Source organism: Thermococcus sp. PK (genome assembly GCF_000430485.1).
GTDB classification, from domain to species: Archaea; Methanobacteriota_B; Thermococci; order Thermococcales; family Thermococcaceae; genus Thermococcus_A; species Thermococcus_A bergensis.
The window spans coordinates 393,547-405,394 of the sequence record NZ_KE387149.1 but is presented as its reverse complement, the minus strand read 5'-3'; the positions used below and the strand labels follow the sequence as shown (position 1 = coordinate 405,394).

The following is an 11,848-nucleotide window of genomic DNA, read 5'->3' as shown; positions in this document are numbered from 1 at the left end:
GAAGGTTATTAGGTCGTAGAGGCTGATTATTTCCCTGTGAGTGTTTTCGGGTAGTGTTGCTGATTATCGGATAGATTTCGGATTTTATGATCAGGATTCTCCTCTGAAAGCTCAATACAACCACCAATCAATCAAAAGACTTAAGTGCTTATAACTCTAACGATCTAATGGGAACTAGGGTAATAATATTCTATGCCTCAAGGGAAGATCAAGGATTTTATGGCGAAGCAGAAATTGGAGAGGTTGAGTTCTTTGAGAGTCCAGCGAAGATCTTAGAGAAATATGGAGATAGAATTTTCTTAACTGAGAAAGAGTTCAAAGAGTATGTTAAAACTTCTGAACGATGGAAAACAAAGGGAAAAAGGCAGAGACCGTGGATGGCAATAGTTTTAAGGAACGTTAAAAAGTATCCGAAGGTTGTGAAACCAAAACGATTTATCGCAGTTTCGGGAAGGTATGTGAAAGAAAAAGAATATCAAGAAATCCAAAGCCAATTTTAGATCTCTGGAGCAAAGAGAATACCAGCAACAATATGTGGCTTAACTCCTTTAGTGCCTAGTTCTCTTTTCTTTGCTTCTAGTTCTTCTTTTCTTGCCGGGATTCTATACTTTTGAATTAATCTTTCACAAGCTGATATAATCTTTTCGACACCCATATTCGGGTTTATCTCTCTGAGCGCCCTTGCAAACAACTCGTGATTTGCATAACCCCACTTAACCAAATCTATTAGTTTTCCGAGGTATTCTCTTTCAGACTCTTTTTTACTCTTAATCATCCTGTTGTACAGCTTTCCGAGTATCTTTTTCACATTTGGAGGATGTTTCGTTAGTTTTTTGAAGGTTAAGCTGCTTTCCTTAATTATCCTAAGCTCTTCGAAATCCTGTAGAACTCTTTCCGCAGCTTCATAGTATACATGCATCTCCTTAAATTCGTTGAACGGCTCTGTCTTTTCATTTAGTTTCGTGAGTTCTAGGAGCTCCTCCAAGGAAATGTTCTGCTGGATCCAGGTGTCCTCATGCCTTTTGTAAATGAAATACTGGGAGATAACGCCGTCACTGCACACAAAAAAGGCATAGTAGTCATTACCTTTGTATCTAGCAACACTTCTCATTGAGTATCTTCTTGTTAGCTCTTCAAAGCGCTCTCTGTTATTCTCTTTAAATTCTCTAACGAGTTTTTCAGCTAATGTCGTTACCGAAAAAATGTCTGTGGTGCTTTCAAGAGCCTCAATCTGTCCCCTATAAATTGCTTCAATTGCTGAAGGATTCCATTCTTCGCTTTCCTCAAGAATCTTACCGTCTGCACCCAACGCATTGTTGAATTCAGTTATTCTTCTCCTAACCTTTTCAAGCAGACCAAGATTTTCTTCTAGTCCCTTTTCTGGGAAGAAGTTATAAACCAGTATCTCATCATACTCAGTTCCAATTCTGTCAACTCTACCAATCCTTTGGATTAGCTTTATCGGAGTCCAATGTAAATCGTAATTAACAACAACATTTGCATCCTGAAGGTTCAGACCTTCGCTGAGGACATCTGTGGAAATCAATATGTCAATTTCGTCCTCGGTTTCATAATTATTGGACTTGGGGGCAAAACGCCTAATCTTGTCCACTATTCCTTTTGTATTGGAGCTGACCATTTCAATTTTGTGATTTTTGGTGTAGCCAAGTTTGTCCAATCCGGTATAAATCCACTGAACAGTTTCTTCGAATTCGCTGAAGATTAAAATTTTTCTTTTTTGATACCTCGTTAGATCATCTATCAGTGATGCTAGTTTTGACAATTTTGGATCTTTCCAAGGCTTTTTTTCAAGATCTTCTTTAAGAGGTCTTAACACCTCTTCCATAGCTTTGAGCTTCTTTAAATCGTACTCTAAATCTGATATCAGTCGTTTTATATCAAAAGCTCCTGCTTTGTATTCTGGCTCCGTCGTTTTCGTGTAATTTTCAATAAACTCTCTTATTTCTTCGTCACTTAGGATGTGGGGTTCTTTACCATTAATTTTGCCCAGCAGAACATCGCTGAACTCTTCACCAGCAGCAATAAATCCATGCTTCACAAACTTCAAAAAGTTCTCTGTTTTGATAATGTCTCTCTTGAGAGTCTGGTACATTGAGTACCAGGAACTTTCAAGACGTTTTAGGTAGAGTATTCTTTCTAATCCCCTCAAATTCCTCCCAACGGTAGATAAGTCAGAGTATGGGTTTTTGTCTTTAAACTGTGGCTTAACGTAATCATGAAGGGCAAACCTTGCATACTTCATTGAATTTATGCCCGCTAAAAATAAGGTATAGATGTCAACTGGTTGGATTGTTGAGCCTTCTGAAATTTCTTCCACAAGCTCTTTAGGAACTTTTTCTAAGGGATAAATTTCAGAAATCTTGTATTCAAGAACTTTCAGTCTTCTCTCTGGGAAGCACAACTTCTTGTTTTTGACTCTGATACAATTCTCTTTTCCCCCATAGAGCTTCAAGATATCATGTCTTGTTCTCCTTATCATAATCTCCCTAAGGACATAGGATGGGTCCACTTCGCCCTTTTCAATAGCCCTGACTAAATCGTCCCACGTCTGAGGTGTTATCGGGAAGGGATGCTTTCTTTCGGGTCTGAAGAGGCGAATTTGATTGATAATATCGCGGTACTGCTTTCTATACGGGGTAGCTGTTAAGAGTATTGCCCTTTTTCCAAGAAGGAGCTCTTGGAGATTCTTGTAGGATTTTATCTGTGGATTTGCATAATGGTGAGACTCATCAACCAAAACTGTATTTACTTGATTTTTAATGTAGTTCTCCATTTCGGTGTACTTTTCTGGAGACGTTTCTTTTCTCGGTAGCAGTCCTGAAGAGAACACTCTTCCCTCTATGTTGTAGTTTTTAAGCAACTCTTCCCAGTAGCTAACGAGTTCTGGGGGAGCGATTACTGCAACTTTGTTGGATTTTCCATTAAGCAAGTCCAGAAGTGAGAAGTGTTCCAGTATTGCCAAACCTATAAAACTTTTTCCCAGGCCAACGACATCGCTTATCAAGACTCCTCCATACTTGTTCACTATTGAAATACCCCTTTTGACAGCATCCAGCTGGAAATCATAAAGGACATCATAGAGGCTTCTGAGCAAAAATCCAGTATCTTTTTCAATAATATCCCTGTAGAGCTCATAGAGACCCCTTATGAGAACCTCATATGGAGAGGGAAAACTTCCTGGTTTCTGGCCAGACCAGCTTCTATTGATGACCTCAATTAACTTTGGATTGAACGGTTCTGCTTCTTCCCACAGCCACTCGTACCACTGTTTTAGACTCTCAAAGTGGGTTGCAAACAGCCCCGCGTTCAGCTCAGTGTTTCCATAAAATCCAGCAAGTGTGAAGTTACTTGACCCAACAAGGCCAATTGGGGAAATTGACTCACTTTTTGGATAGAAGAGATATGCTTTTGCATGCATGAACTCCTTGACATACACTTTAATCTCGATGCTTCCGTTTTCAAGCCATGAGACGAGTTTGTTGAGGAACCTCTCATTCTCCTCAGTTTGCTCCATGAAGTTTGTGTTCTTTTCTAAGTCTTCCGCTTGCTCATCGAGATCGGGCTTAGTTCTTTGATTCTTCTCCTTGAGTTCCCTCAGTGTTTCAAGAGAGTGGTAAGCCATGCTGAGCTGTTCATAAGTCTCTCTGTCAGTTTGGTTTCCAATTACTATCCTCATTCTCCCTCCTTGAGAGAAAAACTTATCGAGTTCCTGCTGAATTTCTTTTAGCCCGCTTATGAAGAGAAAGCCGACTGCAGCATCTATTTGTTTGTAATTGCCAGAGGTTAATACCTCTCTCAAAACATCAAGGAGGGTTACTTTCTGGTTATCAACAAGTCCGTATTTGTTCAAAAGACTAATCGCGGACACTTTTATTCCCTCCTCTCGATGAGATGTCCGAATGCACCTGATTCAATGAATTCCAACAGTTCTCTCCTGAGGGACTCTACAAACTTAAGGAACTTATCCTTTTCAAACTCTTCAACGATTAGAATGATGTCCTTCTCAATTTCTGATCTGAGTGTATGCGAGTAATCCTCCCGTCTAAGCTCTTGGATAGCTTTTAAAAAGTTCTCACGGGCATTGTTACTCATGCTGAGATAATTTTCTATTTTCATGCCTATTTGTTTTTTGTACTTTTTGAGCTTTAGACCCTTAACTTGATAGAGCTTGTAAAGGTCATACAGATCCCGAAGTTTAAACTCTCTCCTCGTTAGGATGGCACGGACTTTTTCAGTTAAGATCTCCTTATCTTGGTACGCTAGGAGTTTAAGGGGATAATAGTTTCCAAGAAACTCAGCGTATTTTTCGTAATCTCTAACCTCCAGTTTTGATTTCTTCCATGAGAGAAGAGTGTGTGCTTTGACAGTTCTTGGTCTAAAAGCGAACCTTTCAGCATAGTTGAACTCCAACTTTATTTTCTCTCCTGCTGGAGAATAGGCGATTATTTCTCTAAACCATCCAGGCCCTATCAAAAAACTGAAGTAGCGGTTGTTGTTAAAGTCGTTGTGGTCTCTGTAGTAGAACTCCAATCCAAGGTCTTTCGCAACACAGTTTAGGGTTTCGGCTATTCTCCCTGTCTCTTCACTCAGGAATTTCTTGAGTTTGCTTCTTGACATCTCCTGAAGTTCCCCACTGTTTCTGTATGCAAAGTCTAGATCTCTACTAAAGCGGTAATAACCCAAATGACATTTAACCAAGCACGTCCCGCCTTTAAAGATGTAGTTTTCCCTAAAATAGGGATCTTTTTCAAGTTCCTTGAGGAGGGTGTGGATGATGTAATCCCACTCAACTAAGTCTATGTTTTTAATGCCTGTTTTCCTTGAAACAAAGTTAGCGAAGCTTTTTCTTTCGTTTTCTTTGATTTTGAACAGAATTTCATTATTTGGCATCTCCAACCACCTTTGCAAGAGACTTTGGATATTTACCCAAGTACCTCTTCAACTTTTCCCAGTTTGCACTATCTCTATACTCTATCCAGATTTTTAAGGCAAGTTCTCGTGAAACCGTTCCATAGCTCCCAAAGTAAAGGAAATCTAAGAGTGTCTTTTCTAAATCGGAAACTTTTATCCCGTTTTTTCTGAGTATTCCGAAGTCAAAAAGCTCCTTTCTGGTTCTGATTATCCTGACTGGTATCCCATTCACGTGAATAATTTTTGTCCTCGCTATCTTATCGTTAATTATGAAAATTGTCGTATAGTGTTCGTGGGTTAACCCATTCAAAACCAATGCCGTGAACAGGCCAAAGTACCAGTTCTTCGTTATTTTGCTCATTCCCAGTAAAAGAAGCTTGTAGATGGAGGGTGAACTTTTAAGAGAAAACTCGACTGGCGTTTTAACATAATAAAGTCCCCTCAGAATCCTTATAAGATAGCCATATTGGATGAGGTAATTCACGAGGTAGTCAACGTCATCTACTTTTAAATAAGCGGAGAGTTTTTCGAGTTCTTCCCGGGTTATAACTTTGCCCCCAAATTCAGCGAGGAGTATCTGGGTGATCGGTCTCATGATGTTAATTTTGAATAACAACCTATAAAAAATTAGTGGTTGTTATTCAAATTGGACTCTAAGTGAAGGGGTGACCACTAGTGAGGGGACATCACTAGGAGAGTTATGTTAAAATACACAACCCCGAGACCCCTTTTGGAGGGTTTCTAACTTCCAAAACGGCATTCGTTGAACTTCTGAGAGAACTCTTTAAGGGCATGTCTGGCTGCTTTTTTGAAGGATCGCCTGTAGCGCCGCTTCATTCTGAGGGTGTGGTGTATCACGATGAGTTCGGAGGTGGGGTTAAAGCCTTTTCTCCGGATAATGAATGGCTAAAAATACTTAAGAATCCCCACTGGAAAGTCATTTGTTGGTCTACCATCTTCATCAGGGAATCGCCATAGTTGAACACTAGTTTTTATGTATTTCCAGTTTGGGGACAGATCTTTATCTGCATAAAGAATGTTAAACATTTTCTTCCCAAGTTCAAGCTTTGTTGGTTTTTTAGACGGTTCAATAACTTGTTTAAGACTTCCTAAAAGCAGATCGGTCAGTTGAATTAATTCTCCGTCCGGTGATTTCTCTGATGAATTAACTAGCACCAGGGGATCTTTCTCAAACCGAATCTTGGGAATAGCAATCCTTCTGTTCAATTTTTCAAGTATGGAGTCCATCCAAACTCGAAAAGGCACATATTTATCAAAGTTATCGAGTAGCTCTCCCGTAGGAGATGTCTTTCTGTCCTTGCTATCTGAGTAAATTTTAAGTGTTATTTCTGGATAGTTTGAATAGAACTTTTTTATCCCTGCTTTTATGGCTAGTGCAGTAAATCTGTTGTAAATGTGGAAGTTTTCCTTGAAATTTCCTCGCATAAAGCTCGGGCTTTTCTGGTCTACAATAAGAGCACTGAACTTAACGTTCCTGTGAAGGGTATCTAAGTACTTGTCCATCCATTCAATTGCTACTTTTTCTTTTAGAGATTTTGGGTGATTTGGTTTTCCATTTAACTTTCTGAAATGAATTTCACCATAATATTCATATTTGTCCCTAACTTTGTGAAGAGTCTCATACACATAGTTGAGCTTATGCTGAGGCATATACACGAGGCCTATTAGCAAATACCCTTTCTTCTTTATCTCGCTTTCATCGTGATAAACGTTTATTCGCCTGTCGTCGAACACGTCTCCGAATAGAGTCATTTGAGGAGGCGCTGGCATTTTAAGACCTCCACCTTTGTATTTTGTCAATCCTCTCCGTCGTCTTCATGGGCCCTCTTTCGGAGGTCTTTCATGATCCGCTTCATAAGCCGATCTGCTCCAGTCTGTTTGTTAAATTCCTCCAAAAGCCTGTTTAGAGTAATTTCGAATTGTACCTGCTTTTCGCTTTGAGTCAATTCCACCGATTTTGAAACATGATAAAGAAAGTCCCAGCCCGGCTTATCCCCTTCAAAGGCAACCATGACTTCTTTTAACAGAAGCCAGTCTTCAGGTTCTAACAGCTTTTCAAACTCCTCTTTGTGGGCAACGAAGAAAAGAACAAGGTTTTTAGTGGCGTTTAGCAGGTCTTCATAGTCATTCTTGAGGGTATCCACGATTTCCCTGGCTTTTTTGTCGGGATTTTCGGGATCTAAGATGTATGAATAAACAGCGTAATCACTGAGGGCATGCGAATAATCTCTGAAAAACTTCAGAATCGCGGATTCCAGGTCATCAAAGAACGGCTGTCCCCGTGCAATCAGAGCTTCTCTGAGCTTTTTCAACTTGATCTTTTTCCATATCTTGTTCAGGACGCCGATGGTGTAGGGGAGAAATTGAAAGGCATCCATCGGCTTACCTCCCCTTCGAAAACGTCTTCGCCTTCACCAGTCGGAGTTTAACAATAGTAGCGAGCTCCCTATAAGCCTCAGTAACTTCTGTTCCAGACAAACCAATACTTTCAAATATAGCCTTATTTAGTTCAAACCTATCAGATTTGATTTTCTTCTCTGTTATTTTTGAGGGGTCAACTTCCTCAGCATTTGAGATGTCACTTTTGAGTTTAGGTAATCCTACTTCTATGAATATTGACTCAATTTTTCTTTTTGAAAGCTCAGTGAAATGATGAATTATTTGTTTGGCCTTATCCCTAGGTATACTCTCCGGATTTACCAAAATAACCCGTTTCCAACTTTGGACATCAACATCAGCAATGGCTTGGGCTCCTGTCAATTGTCTACTCTCGATTTCCATACTCAAATGAGGAATTGCACTGTTTAGAATAGCAGCTAATAGCAGTGTATACTCATCAACTTCTTCGCCTTTGAATGAAAGTGGAATAACTCCATAGAACAGTTTGTCCTCTAAAAATAACTTCGGGTTTAATGCCACAATATACCTTTCTCCAACTTTCTCAGAAACTAATATTGGAGCTCCAGTTCTAACTCCAAGATTCCACCAAGGTTTCCTACTTTTGCATGTTGGTCGAGTATGATATTTGTTTAGCTCTCCCCACTCAATATAATTCAAAGCATGAATGAATCCCCGAGATATAAGGTTATCTTTTGAATAAGGACAAATAAACGCTAAGTTATTCAAAAGCTCTTCTTTTACAATAACAGACTCTACTTCTTTCAAGGTCTTAACTACGGGCTTTAGCAGACTTCTTTCAAGGTATCCAATCCATCCAGAATCACTGTACACCCATTGATAATTATTATCTCCCTGATGATTTCTACCGCACACTGGGCAACTCCCTCTGCTGGCAGACTCAATTATGTGTTCAAGTTCAGAAATAAGTTTGTCTTCCTCTGGCGACCGATTTTTCTTTTTCTTTAGACTGTCTAGTTTGGATCTAGCTTTTTTGAGTGCCTTTTCAAGATCTTTGGGCGTTGTTATTGGCGTCAAATAAAAGAACTCGTTTGCTCCTGTTTTAATACCAAATCTTACATCTGCAATGTTCCCCAGCCTCACTAACTTATTCTTACCTTTATCCAGAATCACGTAGAATATCCTCGGCGCCCTGATTAATATTCCTCCCCACTTCATGCCCTCGTATTCTCCAGAAATGTTGTAAGTCCCCAGAAGGGGATTCCTCGTACCGATCTCAAGCCCGCCCATCTTTGCGAGCTCTACAGCTTTGACGCTCCTCACCCTGATGTCATCGTCCTCGTAGGAGTATACTTTTCCTCCGAAGACTTCGACTTCCTTAACTTTTCCGGCATAACATTCGAGCATCTTTTCTATTATTTCACGGCTCAGTTCATCAAAGCTCCTCTTTAGGAGGACAAAGTTCACACAACCCTCATCAACGGTGTTAAACAGCTCTTTGGGTTTTCTAGTTAGCACGGTGATTACGGTATTTACATCGGCCTGCTCAAAAGACCTTGTCGTGTAGTCAATAATCCTCTTCAAGTTCGTGAACCTCAGGAAGAACTCCTGCAGAGATGTTCCATAATCAACATCAAGCCATGAGTTGGAGGTAATGAACACTAGAGCTCCTTTGGGGTTGAGCAGGTTGACACCTTGGATGAAGAAATAAACATATAAATCGCTCCTCTTGTTCAGCTTCATCTCGTGCTCAAACTTCTCTTTGATTATTGTCTTCATATGCTCGATTATCTTCTCCTTGTATTCCTTCTTTAATCTATCCTGTTCTTTCTTTGGAAGCATCTGAAACTCTGCCAAGTCGTAATACTCTGGATAAATCTTTTCCTGCCTCACGTAGGGCGGATTTGCTATTACTATGTCAAAGCCCTTCTTTTCGAGCATCACATCGGGAAAATCAAGTTCCCAGATGAATGGTGGTTTTTCCAGAGCCGAGTAATCCTGCTTTGATACCGCTTCTAAGAGCAGCTTTATTTCCTTCTTCTCCTTGGCCTTTAAATCTTCTTCAAGTGCTGTCTCTAGGAACTCCTGAAGAGCTCCCCATTTAGCTTCCTCGATATCTTTTAATTTCACAGGCTTTCCATCAATTTTTTCACCCATGAAGTACTTTCTCACTAGATCTTTGTAATGGACTATTGCTTCACCCGCACCCTTTTTAGCCCAAAGGAGCTTGAGACTCTCTCTAAATTTGGCAAGGGGTATTTCGATTATCCTTTTCTTCCCATTTATTCTAAGAACAAAGTGAGGAGGCACAAGTGAATCGCCAACTGCTAACTTCGTCTCGAGATTTGGTAAAATTGGTTCGTTTGGACTCTCTTCTTCCTTTTCAATCAATGCCAGCCAAAGCCTGAGCTTGGCAACCCTTATCGCCCACTCTTTGATGTCAACGCCGTAGATGTTCTCCCTGATTATAGCGAGCTTTCTTTCATAATCTACCTTTACCCTAGCCTTTTCGTAGAGTTCCGTTAAAAGATGAAACATTCCCACGAGAAAAGCTCCGCTTCCAGCTGCTGGATCGACTATCTTAACGCTCTCGAGAGCACTGAGTAGTTCCCTTGGTAGTGACCTTCCTTCCCATTCATGAAGCGGCGTAAACACGAACTCCCTTAGAAGAACGTCATCAACTTTGGTGTTCTTCTTCAAATACTCATAAATTGCCATCCTGCACATGAAGTCAACTTCGCTCCTCGGCGTGTAGAAGATTCCTGATGCTCTTCTCTCCTCTTCCTCACTTCCAGCCTGCTCTTCGGCGGTTATAAGTGACTCGTAAATTCTTCCTAACATTGCTGGATCAACAGCAACCTCAACTTCATAGGGAGTATCTTCCGTAACTGTGAAGCTGTATTCTTCAAAGAAATCAAATATAAGTTCTTTCACAACGTTATCTGGAAGGGAAGTTATGATCTCGTCCAAATCAATGCCCTCTATTGTAACATGGTTGAACAGACCACCGTTGAAATAGGGAATCCCGTAGGTGAACACGTCCCTAACTATTGGGGATGGAATCGCTTGTATTTCCTTTATATCCCTTCTTGCATATCCCACTCTTGGCGTATTCATTGCATAAAGGAACAAAATTCTAAGGTAATCCTTGTAAAACTCCCCTCCATACTCCACCCACTGCTCATACAGCCATCTGACGAAGTTTTTGACGTCAACACTCTCCTGTAGATCCTTCCTGAGAGCTGGTTTCTCGACAATCCATCCTTTCTTTTGAAGGAAATAGACAAACATTAATCTGTTGAGGAATGTATGAGCAAAGGTCTTGGCGGCTCTTTCAACAAATATCTCTTTTTGCAACTCGCCAACATAAGATTCCCCAAGTTTTTTCCCGTAACGCTTTTTTATTGAGTCCTTAAGTTTGGAATAGTACTCTTTGTACTCCTTGAAAAACTCCTCTGTAAGAGGCCTAACGTGCATGTATTCATCTATGAGGGCTTTTATTTGGATTGCCGGTGGATGCTTTTTCGATTTCTTGTAAAATTCTTCAAGCTCCTGAGCAACACTGGCCAAGTTCTTCACAAGAGTCCTGAATTTTCCCTCCTCTGGGTCAATTACATAGATATTGAGCTTGGCATTTTCAAGCTCTCTCCTGTAGATTGGAACTACAAGCTTCCAGTATTTTGAGTAGTCCAAGATTATCAGAAAATTCGCGAATTCCAATCCAACTGAATACGTGAAGTCGAGAAGATCCTTAACAAGTCTTTGTCTGTATTTTATGGTGTCACTTTTACTTTTAGCGTAGACAACGTAGAAACTCTCACCTTCAGGCGGGTTTGTTTTTGCAATGATTTTAATCATATCAGTGTTTTGTGCCACAAATTCATTAAGCATGTCCTCAGGGATGATCTCATCAACATAATTGAACTTCCACGCATCAATGAAAATATTTCTAAAATAGTTTATTGCTTCCTCTGTTCCCATATCAGGTTTAAGCTCTTTAAGATTACTTTCAATTTCTCCAACAAGCCGATACATATGAGAATACCCCCTACGTTAGTATTATACTTCCTAATTCATTTTATGCTCAATGGTATATAATTTTTTTCAACAGTCTTTTGATACTGTCAGGATAAGCAGTGGGGCGTCAGGTTTAAATCCCAGACACTACCACAGAAAAAGAAAGGGGGGAACATGCAAGCCGAAACCATTATCAACCGATTAATTTCAGCCTTAAAACCTTTTCGCCGAAACAAAATCCCACCAGAAAAGAAAATCAGGGCAATAACCCTGTACCTAAACGGCTTAAGCTACAGGCAAACCGCCAGAATCCTCGGAATCAGCCACACAACCGTCTGGGAAGCCATTCAAAAAATAGCAGAAGCAGTCTACCAGCCAAAAATCCTCGCAGTCAAAAAACAGAGAAACTTCATCGCAATTGACGAGACAGTGATAAAGATCAACGGCCAGAAGAGATTTCTCTGGGCTGCAATCGACGTTGAGAGCAAAGAAATCCTAGCAGTATGGATTACAAGCGTTA

General features: G+C 40.3%; 8 protein-coding genes and 1 pseudogene. 2 read left to right on the top strand and 7 right to left on the bottom strand.

The window, feature by feature from the left end; genetic code table 11:
* Positions 1-124: pseudogene (locus THEPK_RS12985) on the bottom strand (IS982 family transposase); the annotation flags it as partial.
* Positions 125-167: 43 nt separating this feature from the next.
* Between THEPK_RS12985 and THEPK_RS04090 the strand changes: the two are divergent.
* Positions 168-500 (top strand): DUF365 domain-containing protein, encoded by a 333-nt coding sequence (locus THEPK_RS04090; RefSeq protein WP_042698658.1) that lies wholly within the window; start codon positions 168-170, stop codon positions 498-500.
* On the opposite strand, the gene THEPK_RS04085 is transcribed toward THEPK_RS04090, so the two are convergent.
* The 6 genes from THEPK_RS04085 to THEPK_RS04060 all read right to left on the bottom strand — a co-directional run bounded on the left by THEPK_RS04085 (position 497) and on the right by THEPK_RS04060 (position 11,346).
* The gene (locus THEPK_RS04085) at positions 497-3,889 is read right to left on the bottom strand and encodes a helicase-related protein (protein ID WP_232194529.1); all 3,393 of its coding nucleotides are present in this window, start codon (positions 3,887-3,889) and stop codon (positions 497-499) included. The two genes, THEPK_RS04090 and THEPK_RS04085, sit on opposite strands and share 4 nt — an antisense overlap.
* Before the next feature lie 2 nt (positions 3,890-3,891).
* Positions 3,892-4,911, bottom strand: a complete 1,020-nt coding sequence (locus THEPK_RS04080) for a nucleotidyl transferase AbiEii/AbiGii toxin family protein (RefSeq protein WP_042698653.1) — start codon at positions 4,909-4,911, stop codon at positions 3,892-3,894.
* On the bottom strand, positions 4,901-5,527 hold the full coding sequence (locus THEPK_RS04075) for a type IV toxin-antitoxin system AbiEi family antitoxin domain-containing protein (protein WP_042698649.1): 627 nt from the start codon (positions 5,525-5,527) through the stop codon (positions 4,901-4,903). The genes THEPK_RS04080 and THEPK_RS04075 overlap by 11 nt, the downstream gene beginning before the upstream one ends.
* A gap of 311 nt (positions 5,528-5,838) precedes the next feature.
* Entirely contained in the window at positions 5,839-6,753 is a 915-nt protein-coding gene (locus THEPK_RS04070) for a DUF3800 domain-containing protein (protein WP_042698647.1), read from the bottom strand.
* Entirely contained in the window at positions 6,750-7,331 is a 582-nt protein-coding gene (locus THEPK_RS04065) for a hypothetical protein (protein WP_042698644.1), read from the bottom strand. Before THEPK_RS04065 ends, THEPK_RS04070 begins: the two co-directional genes overlap by 4 nt.
* Positions 7,332-7,335: 4 nt before the next feature.
* Positions 7,336-11,346, bottom strand: coding sequence for an Eco57I restriction-modification methylase domain-containing protein (locus tag THEPK_RS04060; RefSeq protein ID WP_052315885.1), 4,011 nt, complete (start codon positions 11,344-11,346; stop codon positions 7,336-7,338).
* 156 nt (positions 11,347-11,502) lie between these two features.
* Between THEPK_RS04060 and THEPK_RS04055 the strand changes: the two genes are divergently transcribed.
* Positions 11,503-11,848 (top strand): helix-turn-helix domain-containing protein (locus THEPK_RS04055; protein WP_156882164.1); only part of this gene is annotated, 346 nt, incomplete at its 3' end.

Bases quoted from the DNA above. Each gene is read 5' to 3' on its own strand.
- THEPK_RS04065 (WP_042698644.1), bottom strand. From the start codon at position 7,331: ATGGATGCCTTTCAATTTCTCCCCTACACCATCGGCGTCCTGAACAAG.
- THEPK_RS04060 (WP_052315885.1), bottom strand. From the start codon at position 11,346: ATGTATCGGCTTGTTGGAGAAATTGAAAGTAATCTTAAAGAGCTTAAA.
- THEPK_RS04090 (WP_042698658.1), top strand. From the start codon at position 168: ATGGGAACTAGGGTAATAATATTCTATGCCTCAAGGGAAGATCAAGGA.
- THEPK_RS04075 (WP_042698649.1), bottom strand. From the start codon at position 5,527: ATGAGACCGATCACCCAGATACTCCTCGCTGAATTTGGGGGCAAAGTT.
- THEPK_RS04080 (WP_042698653.1), bottom strand. From the start codon at position 4,911: ATGCCAAATAATGAAATTCTGTTCAAAATCAAAGAAAACGAAAGAAAA.